The 20988-nt window shown below is 59.4% G+C and carries 5 protein-coding genes; 3 read left to right on the top strand and 2 right to left on the bottom strand.

The features are described 5' to 3' along the window. Window positions 1–321: 321 nt before the first annotated feature. A complete protein-coding gene (locus AC5PZ0_RS26790; RefSeq protein WP_493856083.1) occupies window positions 322–1053 on the bottom strand; it encodes a Crp/Fnr family transcriptional regulator in 732 nt (243 codons plus the stop codon). A 283-nt stretch (window positions 1054–1336) separates the two neighbouring features. Here AC5PZ0_RS26790 and AC5PZ0_RS26785 point away from each other — a divergent pair, with 283 nt between their 5' ends. Then, complete coding sequence (locus tag AC5PZ0_RS26785) at window positions 1337–6355, top strand: hypothetical protein (RefSeq protein WP_493856082.1); 5019 nt, start codon at window positions 1337–1339, stop codon at window positions 6353–6355. Beyond that, window positions 6352–10974, top strand: a complete 4623-nt coding sequence (locus AC5PZ0_RS26780; RefSeq protein WP_493856081.1) for an RHS repeat-associated core domain-containing protein — start codon at window positions 6352–6354, stop codon at window positions 10972–10974. The genes AC5PZ0_RS26785 and AC5PZ0_RS26780 overlap by 4 nt, the downstream gene beginning before the upstream one ends. Before the next feature lie 473 nt (window positions 10975–11447). Here the strand turns inward: AC5PZ0_RS26780 and AC5PZ0_RS26775 are convergent, their stop codons facing one another. Continuing rightward, window positions 11448–20072, bottom strand: a complete 8625-nt coding sequence (locus tag AC5PZ0_RS26775; protein WP_493856080.1) for a glycoside hydrolase family 94 protein — start codon at window positions 20070–20072, stop codon at window positions 11448–11450. Window positions 20073–20224: 152 nt separating this feature from the next. On the opposite strand from AC5PZ0_RS26775, the gene AC5PZ0_RS26770 reads away from it, so the two are divergent. Continuing rightward, window positions 20225–20953, top strand: coding sequence for a sensor histidine kinase (locus AC5PZ0_RS26770; protein ID WP_493856079.1), 729 nt, complete (start codon window positions 20225–20227; stop codon window positions 20951–20953). The last annotated feature ends 35 nt before the right edge of the window (window positions 20954–20988 follow it).

Genomic DNA, 20988 nt, shown 5'->3' with positions numbered 1-20988 from the left:
GCGCGCAGCAAATGCCTTGGCGGTCTCTGGTCCGATATAAAACTGCTGCCTATTGGGAAGGCGCACACTGGCTGTAGCTCAGATCATCTGAGCATTGAGAGGTGTGTATGACCACTGGCAAGCGCTTCACAGAGGCTGATGCCCCTGCTGTCGAACCAGGGCACGGCGAAGACTGGCCAACCGGGAAAGATGAAGACGATACCGAGGCGCAGACACCGACGGAAAGCCAAAGAGGTTCCGGCCATCCCGACCCGTCCAGAGCCTCTGCGGCAGAGCGGTACAGCTACCAGCCGAAGCAGAAAATCAGGCCTTAACGCTTGGCTAAACGGCAGGACGTACAGGCGGCAGGTAGGGAAGCAGGCGTTCGGTCTCTTTCCTGACCACCGCGTAACACTCGCAACTGAGCTGCTCCAGGTGTGCCCTGTCGAGCACCCTGATATGCCCCCGGTTGTATTCGATCACGCCCAGCCGCTGCAGTTTGCCAGCGGCGTCGGTCACCCCTTCGCGGCGTACGCCCAGCATGTTGGCGATCAGTTCCTGGGTCATGCACAGCCGGTCGCCCGGCAGGCGGTCCAGCGACAGCAGCAGCCAGCGGCACAGTTGCTGGTCGATGGAATGGTGCCGGTTGCACACCGCCGTTTGCGCCATCTGGGTGATCAATGCCTGGGTGTAGCGCAGCATCAACATCATCAGCTCGCCATGGCGGTTGAACTCGTCCTTCAAACGCTGCCCCGGTAGGCGATAGGCATGCCCGGCGCTTTGCACGATCGCGCGGCTGGGGGTGCTTTCGCCGCCCATGAACACGGCGATGCCAACCAGCCCTTCATTGCCCACCACCGAGATTTCCGCCGAGGCGCCGTTCTCCATCACGTACAACAACGAGACGATCGAATCGGTGGGGAAGTACACATGCCGCAGGGTGTCGCCGGACTCGTAGAGCGCCTTGCCAAGTGGCAGGCTGACCCGTTCCAGGTGCGGTTCCAACCGGGCGAACGTGTCCGCGGTCAGCGCGGCCAACAGGTAATTTTGCCGGGGGTTGGAGGTGGGTTGCATGGGAGGGACCGTCGGGAGTAGCGGCTGGAAGAACAATATTAGCCCCCGCGAGCCTGTGACGCCTGCTTTAGCCCATCAGTTGAGGGGAAAAAGGGAAGGCTGGCGCTTCAAATTCCTCCAACCTCCAAGTAGTCAACTGTCATTTTTGTCAGTGGCTAGCGTGCTTTATGTGTGGGAGGCTTCAGTAGTCCTATCCAGTAATAATCGTAAGTCAATACGGTTTCCTACAGTCGCCATATTGGTCTCGGCAACATAGCGTTGTTGTCGTACCTGAGGGGTCTCTATGTACAGTAAAAAAGTGTTGGAGTTTCTTGGGTTCAAAAGAGGCGACTGCATAAGGTCTGACGGCTATACGCTCTACATATTGGGGATACATGAGGGAGGCGTGGAGGCTATTACAAAGGGGCCTTATGCAGGGCCCGAGGGTCTGAAGCCAAAAGCGGATCAATTCGGTTTCATGATTTTATTTGCTGGAAAACAGCGAATTGAAGAGGTCGACGCAGCATTGAGGCGGTGGCGTGAAAAACTGAGTGTGCCCTGCATTTTATCCGGGGCGGACAGTGTGCTTGCTAGTGCCTTTGACGATGCGCGGAAGATTGCCATTTCTTCAAGTACAAAAGAGGCGATCTGGGGGGAGCCCGGGGTCGTGGATGCTTTGGTTAAAAGAGAGAGTATTGCAACAATCGAAGAGATTTGGGTGTTCGTAGATGAAGGTGCAAGTAAACAGTCTGTGTTGCAATTGCTGTTGAGGGAAAAGCGCGTTTCAAATGCGACGGATTTCAATCTCCTGGATAAGACTAGTTTTGCTGCAAAGTATTATGCAGGGTTAGGAGATATTACGATTCCCTCAGGCGAAGAGCGGTATTTGTTTCTGGATGAGGCTCCTGCGAATTTCAAAGTTTTCTCGTTGATGCAGTCGTATAATGGGGATGTTCAAATCAGGCCTTATCGTCGCTCGGGGCCACCAAGCCAGTCACGTTACGGAGATTCTTACTTCGAATCTGATGAAGGTCACCTCGAGTCTGATGATGGTCACGGAATGGATTATGGGTATGGCGAGGGTGCTGACTTCCATAATCCGAGTAACCAGTCAGTGCGTCAGTGGCTAATCGTAAGGTCTGCAGCAATTGGAAGTGACGCATTACTAGAAGCAATAGTGCTAATGGCGCCCAAAGAGATTTCTGACGTCAGTCAGATTGATGGCTTGCCGAAGGCATATAATATCAAGCGGGCTGCCGACAGCCTCCCTGATATAACTGGTTTCGAAACCATGACGCTCGGGAGTGGCTCGTGCCAATGGACCAGTCCCGGTTACCTGCTCGCTGACAGGGATTTGGTAATAGGTGAGACAATATGGATTTGGGCGGTAGCGCACTTGGATGGGAGTGTCTTGAAGTCGGTCGGGCTTACCGCTACGGAAGATAACTATAAAAAAACGGTATGGCCAAAGGCACTGATCGATGCCATCAATGCAGATACCACCTTGGTGGAAGGCTCTACACTTTTACAAGCAGGTCACCTGAGCAAAGACGGTTTCATCATTGCTGAAAAGGGTATTGATAGTAATCAGTTCTGTGCAGCCGATGAACTCGGACGTGCTGAGTTTGATCGGCTCTGGGTGTTTGAGGCGCTCGCGCGGATGTATACCAATGCGCCTTTTGTCGCCAATCAGGTCATTGCAGGCTATGTGCCTGACGCCTTCCCTGCTTGGGCTGAAGGAATTTGCATTCAAGTCCGCGACCGAACCAGTCAATACCTGCATGAATCACATAGAGTCGCCTGTAACCCCCTACATGATGAGCAAGGGGACCAGCAGAAACACGTGTGCAATATAATCAATCAACATTCAAAACTGCTTCGTGCCGGGGTGCTGAAAAACGACGAAGTTACCATCAAGGCAGCCATTGAAGCTAATGCCTTGTGGGTGCCTCAAGGGTCGAACCTAAGTGTCACGGTTGAACCAATTATGTGGTTTGCACTGGATGGTTTTGCAGTGGAAGGGTCGCTGACGGCAGGCGAAACCATTTGTTTGAACGTACACGATGATGTGTCCGGAGTGCCGATGCCGGGTTCGCCGTTCACGTTCACGCCAAAGGTGGCTGAAATAGCTGAGGCCGTGTGGCCCTCCGCGTTGAGTCAAGCGCTGAAGCAGTCCCTACTCGCTGACTACATACACCTGGGAAAGGCGGAAGATTTCAACAAGGACCGTACTGAAAACGCCACTACCGATCAGTGGTGGCAAGCTGGAGTACCGCTGCGGATCTGGATGAGCGAGCCGCTGGGAGGGGCCCCTCTGTGGGTGCCGGCAGCTTCGGAGGTAAAGGATCAAAATAAAGCAATATCGCTGTACAAAATGCTAGAAGCGCAGGCCAATGCTGATACTGAACTGTACGTTGAACTGCGTGATCGTCGCAGCGGGAACTTATGTCACAACTGGACGGTGACCTTGGCGAAAGGTGACAGCGCTGACTATGTGTCGGGTTGGGTGGAAACTCTTCAGGCAACCCTTGAAGCCAAACTGAAGGCCCTGGGTATTGCCTCTAGTGTTGGCGATTCGACGCATGCTGTGTTGGAAAAAGCGCAAGAAATTCCAGCGTCATCTCGTGCGCTTTGGCTGGAGGGCAGTGCAGATGTCTTGTTGAAACTTCGCGGCCGAGTAATTAGCAAAGAAGTTGAGCTTCCTGATGTTAAGGTGACGATGTCAACTGCTGAAGTGCGTAATCAGGTTTTGGGGGTGTTTCTGCTCTGTGCGCGTGGTCTTATTTTTGGCGAGAAAAATGAGCTGCCTAGAGAAATTTATGATGAATTCTTGGCGACGCTTCGGTTGAATGATTGTTGGGCTAGGGATGTTAAGGTGGGGGGTAAAAACCTCCGGATCAAATTAAGTGATAAGTTTGAAAGTCGCGTATCGTCTAAGGACAAAAGCGCAGAGGCAAATCTTACGGCAGCGCAGCGAGAGCAAAGTGAAGTAAGCAACATGGTGGAGAGGTATCTTAGAAAGACAGTGCTGCTTAATTTGAGTAGTTTTGATCGTGCGGATTTTCATCATGGGCTAGGTGGGTCTAGTGGATTGCTGTGCGACTACGAAACTTGCAAGAGTCCAGTTTCTGAGTATTACAAGAATCGCGATCCAAAAGGGCGATGGCCTATGGATCTTCGGTTGAATAATATTATGCCGGATGAGGTGCTGTGGGCACTATTTAGTTCGAAGGCAGCGTGGAAGTACCTCTCGGTCAGTGGCTATGATTACGTAGAGAGACAGCTTGCGTCGGGGCGTGACAAGATGTTTAAGTATGTTATCGATGGTGAGGAGTATGCTGACCAGAAACAGTTGATCGAGTTATTTGATCTGTGTGCGTTCCCTAGCAACATAAATTTACCTGAAAATGCTAGCGCTTCGTGCTCCGTTAGTTTTGTCAAGCCAGAAAAGTTTACGGTGGCTAACGTGTCCGGGCGCTCTGTGGCGGTCACTGTTCATGGCCATGAACGCCTGCAACTGGCTTCAATGCTTGCCCCCCCTGCCATTGCGTCGGGTTACAAGTTTCAGTTTTCTGAGGCACATGCTGATCAATTGTTGTTCGATATTCATCGCCCCAATGATTCGTCGCACACTCACCCAGAAATCTGGAATGGGTACGTAACCGCAGAGAAAATCTGGCAGTGCGTAGGGCTCAATCCAGTCATCTTACCCGTTGCTAAGAAGTATTTTCCGGCCGACACGCTCTGTGTTGACTACGCCTCCACCAATGGTTCTCAGCTCTACGATACCACCGGCGCATGCACCAATGGCGTTGACGAGCGAACTGGATTGTTCCACGCGTACTATCCCCTCTGCACATTACAGGGGTTGGCTGGCCGGGGCCCTGTCATTGATTTATCGCTGCATTACTCCGCCCATCGCGCCAATGAGAGTGCACTGGGAGACGGTTGGGCGTTTCGTTTCTCGTCCTTTGACAACCGCGAGCGGCAGTTGACCCTGAGTACGGGCCGTACTGTACGGTTGACCCCGAGTGAAATCAAAACCCTGATTGCGGGTGAAAAGAGCAGGGTTCAGTGCGTCGGCTTTACCATTACTGATGCGCAAGGCAGCGAGGACCGGCTTTCCAGCTTAACCCTTGAGTTCCCAGATGGCCGTAAGGAGGTGATCAGTCAGCCTTGCGATCATGATCTTAAGGAGAGCGGCAGCGCTTACGTTAAATCCTTTGCCGAGAAGGTCAGGGTTTTTCTAAAGCAATCGGAGCCTGAGCCGGATCAGAAGGGAAACCCAGGCATGTTCGCGCTATTTGGGGCAGCATTCGTTTTTTTCCATGGTGTAGGTGCGCCTGTATCAGCAGCAGCGACAGCGGCGATAACAGAATTTAAAAAGCTGACAAAAAAATACGAGTACGCCTTGTGGGAGAACTGTGGACGTCCAGAGGGTGAGTTCAAACAGCAGCTTGAAGTTGAGCGCGCCCAAGCAGAACAGGTTGCCGCCATGGCGCGCCTGCGCGCTCAGTTCGTTCAAACATTGGAAAACCTCAACCGCCCAGCATTGCTTTTGACCACGTCAAGCATTACCTCGGCGCAAGGTGAAACGCTTACATTCGAGTGGCAAGGGGTGGAAGGGCACGTACGGCTGAAAAATATCAAGGATGGAGACACTGTATTACTCAATGCCAGTCACGGTGAAAAGCCTGTCCTTGAGGGCACCACCAAAACAACCTTTACCCTCTGGCCAGACACCGATGAGCAATGCACGGTCGTACTGGATATTGAAGATTGCTTGCTCAAGACCTTGACACGATACCGTGATGCGGACGGTAGCACTGTCGATCAATGCGTGAAATTTGGTTATTCAAGGGATCTTGCACTGGACCGGGTGCTCACCACCGTGGCAGAGGAAGACGGTTCGGTTGAGGTGGTCAAGTACGGAGCTAGCAGCGAGAGGATACTACCCCGCGTCAGCCTGCACACGATTATCCCAGGGGCAAACCAGCCCAACATCACCCATGCATGGAAATGGTCGGGCTACGACTATGTGATCTCAGCAATGAAAACCCCGATCTTGAACGGTGGCGTTGATGCCGGTGATGCGCCGTTTACCCGCTGGGATTGGACAGTTTGTGACGACGGTGGATCGTTGCTTGATCGCATTATCGAGGAGGTACCGGGCCAACAGCGTCGGACTACTCAGTACAGTTACCAGCAGGATACGACCGACTATCAATTGGAACTCAAACCGCTGGCTCGGGCACTGCAGGTGTCCACCATCGTCACGGTCGAGGCACTCGACACCTTGCCAGTTCAGGAGCAGCAATCATGAGTGATGCCCACCAAGCGCTTGCGAAGAGCCAGACTGAGACCAATCGCGTCGAGTATGCCAAAGGCCGCTTCGAGCCGACCCATTTCACCACCGACGACGGTATGAGTACACAACTGTGGTACTACCAAGCCCCGTCAGCGACCACATTGCCTGTTACTCACCAGGTCCCGGACGTCAGTGCCGTCGTTGTCGGACTTACGCTGGCCGACGGTAGCACTCTTGCAGAGGCGGTGAAGCTGACGTGCCCCCGCCTGCCCACGGAGCAGGGTGCGCTTTTACCGCTGTGTGCGCAGTACGAATACTTGAAGTTTTCGGTTGAAAACAAATCGGACCCGGTCCTAACCTTGTTTGGCTACGCAACGGGTAATCGGGATGATAATGGCATCTTGCTACCTAATACGGTGCTCACCCTTGAGGGCATCGAGCCGGTGGGCGAGTGGAACCAAGACGAAACGTTGAAGCTTGCCAAACAAGCAAAGCGCAAAGGTTTGAGTGTTTCCCTGGCACAGGTCGCATACAACGAGGTCAGAGACGCCATCCGTAGCACGACGCGTACGATCACATCTTGGTACAAAGATGACACTGCACGCAACACGCAAGCCATGACCGAGGCGTTGTACAAGGGCAAGCAATCCGGTACCAATAAACTGCGCCAGACCGCCAAGCTCGCTACAGGTGGCGGTGAGGCGGTGTTGCAACAGCAGATCGTCTCTGTACGCACAGGCCGTGTGCTGCGCGAGAGCCAGCAGGATGAGCAGGGCAAGCCGATCAGCTTCATTTGCCATGCCTATGACAGCCGTGGGCGGGGCCTGCGTAGCAAGACCTATGCGTTCGACCAGGAGGCGTTCGACAGTGGGGATGTGTCAACGCTCGAGGTGACGCATACGCAGACCGTAGACTATCAGCAGACCGCCGATGGTACTCAGGTCAGGCTGCCTGATGCCATGGGACGTCACAGCAGATTGGTGTACGACGGCCTGCAGCGCGTCGTTCGCAGGGAACTGCAACGCGAGCCGGGCAATGATCACACCGCCGCGAATTATTGCCTGCTAGAGGAAATCAATTGGGGAAGTGATGGGGAAGTCGAGGGGCAGGAAGCCTATGACTATCAGCCCGGTGGGTTGCGGGTAGGCAATCCGCAACTTTCACCACCGCAGGAGTTGAAAGACTGGTACTGGCAGGGCCATGGCAGTGCGAAGGTTGAAAACAACAGTGCGACAGGCGCTGTTTCGCGCAAGGTTCAGTCAGTACTGGGACGTTATGCTGGAGGACCTTTGTTCACCCAGCAGCAGGTACAGACTAACCACAAGGACGGTGCTGTGACATTGGCTCGCGAGAGCTGGTTGGGCACCAAGAGTGCTGGCGTCAAAACCGTCGAAAATTTAGATGCCAGAGGCCTGGCTACCAGTGTTAAACAAAGCTCACCTGAGGGTGGCCTGAAAGAGCGTGAGTGGACGTTGGCGTGGGACGAACTGGCACGTCAGACCAGTCTCATGCGGCCCGACGCTTCGGAGGTGAAATGGAGCTATGAAGGGCTAAGTTCAGTGCCGGTCAAGATTAGTGTAACGGCCGCCGGTGGAAGCGAGAAAGTGCTTGGCCGCCGGACATTGGAGGGCAATGGCAACCAGGGTGACGTGGTGCTGGCTTTTATTCGCGGCGCTGATACCAGTAATCAAAGCACGTTGAAGGCGGATAAGTTCCATCAGCCTGATGGTTCAGTTGTGTACCCGAAGGAAGAAAATGGTAATTCGGTTTGCTGGTACGTCCAAAAGGCCGGTGAGGCAGGGGCAGGTACTGCGCTGATCACTTTCAAGTATTCAGCCCTGACCCGTGGAATATCTGGCGAGCGCAAAGCGCAAGGTAACCAGCAAAGTCAAGTCACCAGTGAATTCTTGTCGCCGCTATTGCTAGGCACCTGGCGTTTCGAGCGTACGGTGCATAGGATTCAGCAGCGACAGCAAGCGCTTTATTCGCTGCGTGGGCAACTGACGCGTGTACGGCACGCCAGCGGGGTATCCAGCGAAGCCTGGAGCAATCTTCAGGGGCAGCGTAGCCGCGTGCGCCGCGGTTCGCTGGAGTATCGATACCAGTACACAGCCTTCGGCCAATGTGCCTTGGTGACGGTTCAAGACATGCGCACTGGGCAGCGGATGAGTGTTGCATTCAGCTACGATGCGCTGGGCCGCGAGTGCGAGCGCATTTACCGTGTAGGCGGGCAAATAAAGGTCCGTTATCACCAGACTTGGTCTGTTGCGAACCAGCTCTTGAGAAAAACACTCTATCGGGACGGCGCCATGGATCCAGCCCGTACCGAGAAATTCACCTACAACACTACAGTCACTGGGGTAACCGACGAACTGCAGAAATGGACGGTCGTCGCCACCGACGGTAATGACGTCAAGGATGCTGCCGGTGAAGCCATCAGTCAGCAGTCCTACACGTACGATGTGTTGGGCAATATGAGTAGTTGCACGACCTTGCTTGCGGATGGAAGTACTGTCCAGCAGAGTTATGAGTACACAGATGCCCAGCACCCGACTCGCCGTACCCATTACAAATGCCATAAGCTCGAAGGGACGACTAAGCGAGAACAGAAGTTGGTCGTATTGGCTTACGACCGCAATGGCAACCTCACAACCAATGAACATGAACAAACGCTGGCCTATAGCGAGACCGGTAAGCTTCGCTCGGTAACCGCGAAAGGTCAGACGCTGCCGCTGACTTATTATGAGTACGATGAGGCCGATCAACTGATCGCTCAGTATGTTGCCGCCACCCAACAGCGCCGTATTCTGAGTTACGCAGAGGGGCGTGTTTGCGCGGAAACCTGGCTGGACTCACAGGGTACGGTTATCAAACGGGTGACTCTCGATGACATGGCGGGCATTGCTGTTGCCCTAGATGATCAGTTGCTGTTCACCTTGACCGATCCTCAGAATGGCGGCGGTGATGAGTACAAGCAGAACGCCCAAGGCGACTGGCAGCGAAGTTCGGTGAGCTTCACACCCTGGGGCGAGACCCATCTTGAAAGCATGAATGCCCTGAAAACCGGCCTCGGTTACAACGGCCAGCGAGCGGATCCGGTAACGGGTGGTTATCACCTGGGCAACGGCTATCGGGTCTATGACCCGCGGCACAAAGCGTTTTATCAACCCGACGACTGGAGCCCCTTCGGTGCCGGTGGGTTGAATGATCGCGCGTACTGCGCTGCAGGCGACCCGGTCAATTGGCACGACCCCAGCGGTCATATCATGATCAGCCGTCGCGATGCGGCCAATAACCTGGCCTATCTTGATGACCTGATCGAAGCCACCAAACCACCACCGCCGCAGGCTGCTAGCGTCGGTGAGTGGGTAATGTTGGGAGTGATGGTAGCGCTTTCAGCTGCCGCGATTATCGCGTCGGCGGGCTTACTCGCTCCAGTAGTGGTGGGGGTACTCATGATTGGACTTGCTGTTGGTGCAGGAATCACGGCAACAGGTATGGCCTTACGGCAGAGCAATCCGAGCCTATCCGCTACACTCGAGCCGATTGGCCACGTCGTCATGGCATTGGCAAGTGCACCGGCCATTGGCACGCAGATGCTTGGAGTGGCGAAATGGGTTATGTATGCGTCCACAATTGCCTTTGCTGGGCTTGAAATCGCCAAGGTTGCAGTTCAGCGTAGTAATCCCGAGCTGGCAGAAAAACTAGGTTGGGCATCGATGGCTGTCAGTTTCGCGGGGATGGTAGGCACTACCGTTATTAATGGCCTCAGAGCGGGTTGGAAGATGTTGCGCAGTATTCGACATAAGATCGCTCTAGTAATTAAAAAAAATCGGACGGTAAAGGCAACATCGAACGTGGCAGTGATGGAGCGGACGATGGCCGGTGTCTCAAATCCTAGAACGCTAAATGAGCAGGTGAGGGTGTGGGAGGACACACATAAAGGGGTTCGCCGTCTCGTGGTTGATGCGCACGGTGGTGAGGACGAGTTGGGAAGGGCGACCGGCCATATATACACGCCAGAGGGTGCCCTCAGGGCAGATGAGTTTGTCTTTTATCTCGAGAAGCATGGAGTGAATGTCAGAAGTTATGAAAAAATAAAACTGCATGTATGCCATTCCGCATCAAATTATGACGCATTCTCATCATTTGCTAGGGACCTCGCATATCACCTAAAAATAGAAGTAAAAGGTTACGAAGGGAAAATGCAGCTGGTTGGAAAGGTGGGTGAGAGATTCGGGGATTCGAAATATATACTGTTCTGGGACGATCCCCAAGTTTCCAAATTAATTACCACTCGCAAAGGCGTTGATGATCTTCTCCAAAGCTGGCGCCCTCAAAAAGTGCAGTTTAAACGGTCTCATTTAGGAGTTCCAGTTCTCGATCAAAACCACACGGCTGCTGTGGAGTCATTTGCAAACTTCAAGCCTAAAACATTCAGGGGGGTGAGGGGAAGCTATTTTGTTACAGAAATTCCAGGTGATCATACCCATGAAAAAGTATTGGCAAGATGGAACAAGAATGCGGACGTGTACGCCAAGCTCTATCGAAATCCTTATGTGGAAGTTAAGGAGTTTTTAGACTCGCTGGAGGAAGGCTATGACCCGCTAAAATCGTTTAGGATTTTTAGTTGATAATAGTGCCGAAGCAATTCCTTAAGCTTGATGTCGGGTCATGCTAAAATACCGCCGCCAGATTCCAGTAGCGTGGACCCAGGCGGCGGTTCTCCTTCAGCCAACCCAGTAGCCGTTCGATTGCGTTTCGCGAAAAATTAGGCCTCTAGTGGCTTTGGCGAGGTTTCAAAGGTTTTCATGCAGAACATAGGCTCTGTATGACGCGTGATATCGGAAACGCCGTATCGGGCAAGCCGGGGAACCCATGGTGGCTTAGTTTTTTAGCTAGGTTTTCGAAGCGTCTCAGGGGCCAGATGACCCTATAGCGCCAACCAAACATGCACTCAGTCCTGACTCTCGTATAACTATTGATAGCTTGGCCGAGCTGGACATATCCTCCGGTGGGGAGGGGCGATGGGTTGGTTACGATTGAACGCAGTACGTCTTGTCGTCGGGATAAAAAGCGATCACGACATGCTGCCTCCTGGCTGCCTTCAGTTGATAGGCAAAGGGGACGGCTGGTACTCGGCGATCACCTGGTGCAGTACGCCATCATCCTTCAGCGGCAGCACTGCTTGGGCCAGCCGCTGGCCGTCGAGGGTCAGGGTCAGTTCGGCATTAGCGCCGTTGCGTACTTCAATGCGGTACGGGGTACTGCCGAATCGGTAGTGCAGGGTGTACCCGGGCCAGTCCGCTGGCAGCAGCGGCTGAATCCGCAGGGTGTCCCCGCAGCGTTGCAGGCCCAGCAGGCTCTCTACGATCAGCCGGTACATCCAGCCAGCGGAGCCGGTGTACCAGCTCCAGCCCCCGCGCCCTGCGTGGGGGGCGACGGCGTAGACATCGGCGGCCATCACATAGGGCTCGACCTTGTACGTGTCGATCAACCCATTGCTGCCCTGGCGCACCGGGTTGATCAAGCGCAGCAGTTCCCAAGCCTTGGCGGCATCGCCCAGGCTGGCATAGGCCATGCTCGCCCAGATGGCCGCGTGGGTGTACTGCCCGCCATTTTCGCGTACGCCGGGCAGGTAGCCTTTGATGTAGCCGGGGTCGAGGTCGCCGTGGTCGAAGGGGGGGTCGAGCAGCTTGACGATGCCGATGTCGCGGCGCACCAGGTGTTTGTCCAGCGCGGCCATGGCAGCCCGTGCCCGTCCATGCGGGGCAACCCCGGACAGCACTGCCCAGCTCTGCGCCAGCGAGTCGATGCGGCACTCCTGGTTGCTGGCCGAACCGAGCACCTGGCCGTCGTCGAACCAGGCGCGGCGGTACCAGCCACCGTCCCAGGCATGCTGCTCCAGGTGCTCGGCAAGGGTGGCGGCCTGGCGGCTGCACTGCAGGGCTAAGGCGCTGTCGCCGTGGCCCAGGGCGACGCTGGCGAACGCCCGCAACACCTCGTGGCCGAAGAACCCCAGCCACACGCTTTCGCCCAGGCCTTGTTCACCGACGCGGTTCATGCCGTCGTTCCAGTCCCCGCTGCCCATCAATGGCAGGCCGTGAACCCCGTATTGCAGGGCATGCCCGAGGGCGCGTTGGCAATGCTGGTACAGGCTCTCGACCAGGTTCGCCTGGGTGGGCAGGTCGTAATAGGACTCTTCGCCGGCATTCAGCGCACGCCCTTGCAGGTACCCGACCGGCTCGTCCAGCACCGCGTGGTCGCCTGTCAGCGCCACGTAACGGCTGGTGGCCAGCGGCAGCCACAGCAAGTCGTCGGAGCAGCGTGTACGCACCCCGCGCTGCAGCGGTGGGTGCCACCAGTGCTGCACATCGCCTTCGGCATACTGGTGCGCAGCGCACGCCAGCAGGTGCTGGCGTGCCAAGGCTGGGGTGGCGTGGAGCATGGCCATGCTGTCTTGCAGTTGGTCGCGAAAACCGATGGCGCCGCCGGACTGGTAAAAGCCGCTGCGCGCCCAGAAACGGCAGGCAATCACCTGGTACAGCAACCAACCGTTGGCCAGCACATCCAGGGACGGCTCGGGGGTTTCGATCTGCACGCTGCCCAAGGTGTCGCGCCAGTAGGCCTGGACCTTTGCCAGAGCGTCCAGGGCCGCGCGCAGCCCTCGGTATTGCTGCACGCAGTGGCTGGCGGCTTCGGCGTTTGGCCCGGCACCCAGGCGGAACACCACGTCGCGGCTTTCGCCCGCTTGCAGCAGGACGCTGACCTGCACGGCCGTGCACGGGTCCAGCCCGGCGCCCGTGCGCCCTGACAGCCGCGCCTGGCGCAAGCCTGCCGGGGCTTGGCAATCGCCATTGCGCCCGAGGAACTCGCTGCGGTCACAGGTAATGCCATACAAGGGCAGGTCGCAATCGACAAAGCCCACATGCCGGGCAAACGCCTCGGCATAGCGGTTACGGGCAAACACGGCGCCGCTGGCCGGGTCGATTTCAGTCACCACGTGCATGGCCGACTTGCTGCGCAGATCGCCCAGCACCCACTCGACAAAGCAGGTCACCGACAACCGTCGCGCCTGCGTCGAGCGGTTATGCAGCTTGAGCCGACTGAACTTGATCGGCGCATCCAGCGCGACATACACCCACAGCTCGCTGTCCAGGCCGTCGTCGGCGTATTCGAAAACGCTGTAGCCAAAGCCATGCCGGGTGCGATAACGGCCAGGGCCTGGGCAAGGCATCGGGGTGGGCGACCAACACTGCCCGCTGTCTTCGTCACGCAGGTAAAGGGTTTCGCCGCTGGGGTCGCAAACCGGGTCATTGTGCCAAGGGGTCAGGCGGTATTCGTGGGCGTTCTCGTACCAGGTATAGGCACTGCCGGCCTCCGACAACACGCTGCCAAATTGTGGGTTGGCCAGGACATTGACCCACGGCGCCGGGGGTGGCAGGCCATCAGCGTGGGCGATGACGTACTCACGGCCATCGGCGCTGTAACCGCCGTAGCGGTTGCCCAGCACCCGCGCCGGTGCGTCTGCCAGCGAGCGGCTATCGAGTTTGCTCGGGGGGTAGGCCAGGGTTGCCTCGAACACGGCGGGGGCAGGCGGCGCGTGGCGGTGATGCAATTGCTCGGCCAGCGTGCCGTGGCTGTCGCTGAGCACCAGCCGCGCCACCGACAGGGTAAGGGTGCGGTCCTCTGCCGACAGTTGCTGCGCCGGGCGCACGAAGATCCCGCCGGGGCGATCGAGCAGCGCAGCCTCGCTGCCGGAGGTGACGATGCCCATGATCTGCTCCTGCAATTGTTGGCGATAACCGGCCTGGTCTTCGTTCCAGATCACCAGGTCCAGCGCCAGGCCCTTCTGCCGCCAATAGGCATGGGCGAGCACCATTTGCTTGACCAGGTGCAGGTTGGCCGGGTCAGCAATCTGCACCAGCACGATCGGCAGGTCCCCCGACAGCCCCTGGCCCCACAGGCCCGACTGGCTGCGCCGGTTGCTGGCCAGCAGGGCGCCGCTGGCCCGCAGCGCTGCGTTGGGGTAGAGCACCGACGCGGCCATCTGCTCGAACAGCCGGGCATCGTTGAGCGACCCATTCAGCTGTCGCAACTGCACCTGGCTATGGGGCCAGGCCAGGTCGAACACCCGGTCGGCCAAGTGCCGGTCGCGGTACCTGGCAATCTGCTGCAGGCAGGCGTCGCGGCTGTCGGTCACGCCGGTGACCAGGTCGACCGTGGCCTTCTGGCCAGGCGCCAGGCTGATGCGGCAGCGAATCGCCACGATCGGGTCCAGCACTGCCCCGGCACTGTCGGACAAGGCCTCGGTGTGGCGGTCCAGTGCCGCCGGGGCCACCAGGGTGCGGCCACGGCCAATGAAACGCGCACGGTCGGTTTCGTAAGACACCGCATCGATGTCGGCGCCATGCACGGCCAACACATGGCACATCCACGGCACCGCGTCCTGCTGCGAGCGCGGCCGCCGGGTGCAGATGATGGCCTGCAGCGGGCGGACCAGTTCGGTCTGCACGAACAGCTTGCTGAATGCCGGGTGCAGGGCATCGCTGAGCGCCGGTGCCAGCACCACTTCGGCGTAGCTGGTCAGCTCCAGGGTGCGCGGCTGGTCACTGTGGTTGGTCAGGTGCAGGCGTCGCAGTTCGATGTCGTCTTCGGGGGACACGGCTATTTCGGTATGGCAGTCGAAGTCGTTTTCACGGATGCGAAACTCGGCGCGGCCATCGCTGAAAATAGCCTCCTGATTACTGCCGCGGTGCCGCGTGGGCTGGTAAGTGGTTGACCAGAATGCACCGCTGGCGACGTCCCGCAGGTAGCAGAAGCTGCCCAGGTCATCGCGGGTGGCGTCTTCGCGCCAACGGGTCACGGCCAAGCCATTGCGCTGGCTGTAGCCACTGCCGACATGGTTGACCATGACGTGGTAGCGGCCATTGGAAAGCAGTTGCACGGCGGGGTGGCGCCGGTTCGGTTCGCTGAACACCCGTAGCCGGGTTTCGCCTGTGTGGCCTGCCGCGTCCACGGCCGGTGCCTGCAGGGTATGCAGGTACGGCGCGGCGGTTTTCGGCACGCGTTCCTGTAACAGCAGCAGGCTGGCCTGGCATTGCGGGTCGGAGGTGAAGCGCCGTTGCATGGGTTTGTCCAGCAACAAGGAAGTCAGGGCCAGCAGGCTCATGCCCTGGTGGTGAGCCATGAACGAGCGGATCACCACGGCGCTCTGGCCCGGGGGGAGGCGCGCCTCGCTGTAGTCAATGGCTTCGTACAGCCCGAAGCGGCCAGCCAGCCCCAGGGTGCTCAGGCGTTGCAAGTTACGGCAGGCGGCGCCCGGCGCTACCAACAGGGCCAGCGCACTGGCGTAGGGGGCGACCACGCGTTCTTCGCCCAGGCCGCGTTTGAGGCCCAGGCCGGGTACGCCAAACGCGCGATATTGGTAGTTCAGGTGAGCGTCCAAGGCGTTGTAGGCCGACTCAGAAACGCCCCATGGGATGCCCAGCAGGTTGCCGTGGTCGATCTGCCGTTCGACCGCGGCGCGGCAGGTCTGGTCGAGCAAGGTGCCTTCGTAGCTCGGCATCACCAGCAGCGGCATCAGGTATTCGAACATCGACCCCGACCACGACAACAGCACCGGCACGCCGGCATTGCTGGTGAGTAGCCGGCCCAAGGCGAACCAACTGGCCTGGGGGACTTGGCCCTGGGCGATGACCACGAAGTTGGTCAGGCGCATTTCCGAGGCCAGCAAGTCGTAGAACGCGGTGTCCAGGCGATGTTCATCGGCGTTGTAGCCGATGGCGAACAGGTCGCGCTGGGTGTCGTAGAGGAAGCTGAAGTCCATGCTGGCCATGGCGGCGATCCGCTGCGCCAGGCTGTGCGCTTGCTCGATGCGCTGGCAGGCCTGCGTGCGGACGGTGGCCACGGTCAGGCGTTCGTCGGCGGGCCAGTGGTCCGGCTCTAGCTGCGCAAGCTGGCGCCAGCTCAACGCTGCCTGAAGCGCCGGCGCATTGCCGGGTGGCAGTTGCAAGGCGTGCAGTTCGCCAGCCAGGTCCAGGCATTGCTGATGCAGGGCCTCCAGCCAGAACAGGCAATCGTCGGCCTCGGTAGCGGGCGGGGCGTATTGTTGGATCAGCCCTTGTACTTGCTCGGCGAGCTGCTGCATCAACGAGGCAGGCAACGGGGCCGATTGCTCATGGGCTTTCCGCAGCTGTTTGCCCAGCGCTTCCAGCGGTTCGCCAGCCCGGCCTGCGGTGGCGAACGTTTCGTGCAGGATATCGAGCGTGTCCAGCAGGCCCTGGCTCAGGCGGCGGTCAAGCACGGGGGTATCGGCCATCGCCAGCAGCCCGGGCTTCAGCGTCAGCAGCAGGGCCGCCAGGTTGCCGCTGTCCACCGCAGAAATGTACAGCGGGTGCAAGGGCGCGCGGGTCTGGGTGTCGTACCAGTTGTAGAAGTGCCCCTTGTAGCGCTCCAGGTGGTCCAGGTTGTCGAGCATCTGGGTCAGGCGCTGGAACAGGGGGCCGGCCGTCAGGTAACCAAAATCATGGGCGGCCAAGTGCGAGAGCAGGGCCATGCCGATGTTGGTCGGCGACGTGCGGTGAGCGATGTTGGGGAAGGGCGGCTCCTGTAGGTTGTCGGGCGGCAGCCAGTTGTCGGCAGGGCCTACATGGCGGTCGAAGAAGGCCCAATTGCGCCTGGCCAGCCGGTGCAGAAAACGCAAGTCCTGGGGCTGCGGTGCAAACACGCTGCGCCCGCGCGTGCGGCTCAGCCACCAGGCCAGGGCCGGGCCAAGCAGCCACAGCGCGAGAATGGGCGACGCCAGCAGCAGGACACTGGGGTGTAGCGCCAAGGCGCCCGTCAGCAGCAGCACCAGGGCGGGCTGTACCCATTGCTCGCGATACACCGCCTGCAGGGTATCGGCACTGTTGCGTTCATCCTCCCGCGAAGGGTTCCACTGCAGCAGCCGGCGTTTGCTCACGGTCAGCCGCCACAGCGTGCGGGCGATGGCATCCAGGCTGTAGCGGGTCTCGAACGGCAACCAGGCCAGCGACAACCCGGCCCGCACGAAGTAGATGCCCGAGGTGTGCAGGGCGGCAAGCAGGTGCTCGGCCAGTGGCACATCAGTGGTCTTGCGCACCAGTTCGAGCAGCGTGTCCAGCAGTGGGCGGGTCAGCAGCAGGCCCAGCAGTGCGACGGTCCACAGCAGCGGCGTGGTGCTGGCCAGCCAGCCCCACAGCAATGCCGTCAGCAGCGCGGCCGGCTCCAGGCTGCGGCGCAGGTTGTCGAAGATCTTCCACCGCGACAGCGCGCTCAGCGGGCGCTGCGCCTGGCCTTCGACGCCGGTGCGCAGCCACGGCACCAGCCACGGCAGCAGTTGCCAATCGCCGCGTATCCAGCGGTGGCGGCGCTTTACATCGGCGCTGTAACGCGCCGGATACGCCTCGAACAACTGCACGTCACTGAGCAGGCCGGCATGGGCGTAGCAGCCTTCGATCAGGTCGTGGCTGAGTACACGGTTGTCGGCAAAGCGCCCGTCCAGGGCCCGCTCGAAGGCATCCACGGCGTAGATGCCCTTGCCAATGAAGGAGCCACTGAGGAACAGGTCCTGGTACACGTCCGACACCGCCAGGGTGTAAGGGTCGACCCCGGCATCGCTGCCGAACAGGCGGGCGTAGGAGGAGCGCGACACGCTGGGCAGGCTGATGCCGACCCGTGGTTGCAGGATCGCGTAGCCTGACTGGATGCGGCCGCTGTCGGCATCGAAGCAGGCGCGGTTCAAGGGGTGCTGCATGGCACCGACAAACTTCTGCGCCACATCGCGTGGCAACTGGGTGTCGGTGTCCAGGGTGATGACGTAGCGCACCCGATCGAGCGTGCGCAGGTCGCCAACGATGCGCATGAAGCACTCGGCCCCGCGTCCGCGCAGCAGGGCATTGAGCGCTGCGAGCTTGCCGCGCTTGCGCTCGTGGCCCATCCAGCATCGTTCGGTGGGGTTCCACAGCCGCGGCCGGTGCAACAGGAAAAAGCGCTCACCGTATTTCTTGTTCAGTGCACCAATACCGTCACTGGCGAGGTCGAGCAGGGCCGTGTCTTCGGCGCAGGTTTGTGTGGGGGCGTCCATGAAGTCGCTCAACAGCGCGAAATGCAGGTGGTCATCACGGTTGGCCAGGTAGCGCACCTCAAGGCCTTCGACCAGCTCTTCGACGTCGGCCGCGTTGCCCAGCAGGCTCGGCACCACGACCAGGGTGCGGGCCTCGACGGGAATCCCCGCGGCGTAGTCCAGCCGTGGCAGAAACGCAGGCTTCACGGTCAGGGTCACCAGCCAGTTGACCAGGCCGATGGCAAGCCGGCTGGTGGTCAGCAGCACGGGAAGGGCCATGGCCGCCACTGCCCAGGCAGGCCAGCCCTCGGCGGCCATGCCCGCGACGAAGCCCCAGGCCAGCAGGCACGAGAGCAGTGCCGATGGCACCAGGTAGAACGCCAGCGGTGCCCGGTGCAACAGGCGCTGCCAGCGCTCGGCAAGCGCCACCCGCGCCCCCAGGCGCTGTTCCAGCAACGCCAGGCCAGCGCCTGCCAGGTAATAGCCGACGTGGGCTGCCTGTGAGTGCGACGTCGCGCTTGCGGCACGTGCCAGTTCGATGGCGGTGTGTGCCACCTGTTCTTCACTGAAGGCGCTGTGCCGCGCCAGCCGTTCGACGATGTGCCGATAGTGATCACGGCTGGCGAAGTCCATGGCTGCGTACACGGCGGCGGGGTCTTGGCCGAGTACTTGCTCGACATGGCTCAGGTGTTCGACGAACAGCCGCCAGTCCACGGTCGACAGCAGCCGCAGGCTGCCGATGCTGTTGCTGATGGAGACCTGGTCGATGGCCTGTTGTTGCGCATCGAGCTGCACCAGGCGCTCGATGCTCATTGCCGACTCGCCCAGCAGTTGCTCGATCCAGGCCAGTGGCTGGGTCAACGCGCTGCTGTGGCCCTGCAGCCGCCTGGCCAGCTCGGCGACGAAGGCGGCGGTCATCGGTGGTTCTGAGCGGGCCATGTCGGCGACCACCAGCACCACGCTTTTGGCATCGCGTTCGGCGGTTTCGCTGAGGGTGTCGGCCCAGCCATTGGCCAGGTCGCGGTCCGCCCCGTTGGCCATGACCCGGGCGGCCACGCGGCGCAGGTTCTCAATCAGCGCCAGCCTCAGCATGATCGGGATCGCCCAGAGCTCGCCCAGGGTCAGCGTGGCGGTTTGCTGATAGGCCTCGACAAAGTGGCTCAGGCTCTCGACGTCGACCCGGCCATCGCCGTGGCAGATGGTTTCCAGTGCAATGTCATAGACCCGCGGCAAGCCGCTAGAGGCGCCATTGTCTAGCCGGGGCAGTTGCAGGCTGTAATCGCTGGGCAGGTGGCGTTTGGCGATGCGGATATGGCTTTCGACCAGGTAGAAGTTGTCGAGCAGCCACTGCGCGGCAGGCAGCGTCGGGCGTGAGTCGGGCGGGGCGGCGGCGAGGGCGGTACAGCTTGCGTAGAGCATGCGTTCGTTATCGGCCAGGCGGTCGAGCAGCGAATCGTCGGCAGGCAACTGGCTCAAGCGGTGCTGGCTGGCGAGCCAGGTGCCGTGCTCGGCCAGTTGCTTGGCGCTGTACAGCTCCGAGCGCAGCAGGCTTTCGTAGGTGAACGCGTGCCGTGGCGCGCGCCAGCGCCGGGCACGGTTGGCCAGGCGTTGCACGTAGCTGAGTGCGCGAAGCCAAGGGTTGTCCATGGGTGTCGGGTGCCGTGAGCTGACCGGTAGATAAGCAGTGTGCGTGGGGCAGGCAGGCTGGGTCTGTACGGTAGCGAACAGACCCGCCCGGGTAGAGGGCACATGCTGCTCCTGCCTCCCGTTGAACCTGTTCCGCCATAGGAGTTTGCCCCGTGCTTTCCCTCGCCCTTATGCCCCCTTTACCGGCGCCGATGTACAAGCCGACCGTGTCGCCCCAGCAGATGCTGGGCATGGTCTGCCATGACCTGCGTACACCGCTGCAGGCCGTGAGCATGGCTGCAGAGCTGCTGTCGCGTCGCCAGCACACTGCCGATACGCTCAAGCTGCTGGGCACCATCAGCGATTCGGTGGCGCGGGCCCAGCGGCTGGTGGCGGACCTTCTGGACTACACGTTGCTGCAAGAAGGGCGGGGCATTGCCCTGCATCCTGTGCTGTGCGACCTGTCAGAGGCTGTTGCGAGATGCGTGGAAGAGCTGCGCCTGACCTGCCCCGATTACCCCTTGATTCACCTGCACCTGGGCGAGCGCAGCGCCCTGTTCGACAAGGACCGCCTTCATCAAGCCGTCAGCAACCTGGTCGCCAATGCCGTCGCCTATGGCGAGCGCGGTGCGCCCATACAAGTGACATCGCGCAGTTATGGGCGTGCAGCTACCGTGAGCGTGCACAATTGGGGCGTACCCATCCCTGCCGAGCTGCTTGGGCGCCTGTTCGAGCCGCTGGTACGTGGCCAGCAACGGGCTGCAAAGGCCGGCAGCATTGGGCTGGGGCTGTTTATTGTCAGGCAGATAGCCCAGGCGCATGCAGGTGAAGTTTCGGTCACATCGACAGAGCAGGCCGGTACTACCTTCTGCATCACCCTGGCGATGCCGGTACCGCAGTGATCACATGACCCGCCCTTTGTAGGAGCAGCCTTGTG

It is taken from the genome of Pseudomonas sp. 5.2, assembly GCF_059025405.1.
This window is presented reverse-complemented; position numbering and strand designations above follow the sequence as displayed.

Bases quoted from the DNA above. Each gene is read 5' to 3' on its own strand.
- AC5PZ0_RS26790 (WP_493856083.1), bottom strand. From the start codon at position 1,053: ATGCAACCCACCTCCAACCCCCGGCAAAATTACCTGTTGGCCGCGCTG.
- AC5PZ0_RS26785 (WP_493856082.1), top strand. From the start codon at position 1,337: ATGTACAGTAAAAAAGTGTTGGAGTTTCTTGGGTTCAAAAGAGGCGAC.
- AC5PZ0_RS26780 (WP_493856081.1), top strand. From the start codon at position 6,352: ATGAGTGATGCCCACCAAGCGCTTGCGAAGAGCCAGACTGAGACCAAT.
- AC5PZ0_RS26775 (WP_493856080.1), bottom strand. From the start codon at position 20,072: ATGGACAACCCTTGGCTTCGCGCACTCAGCTACGTGCAACGCCTGGCC.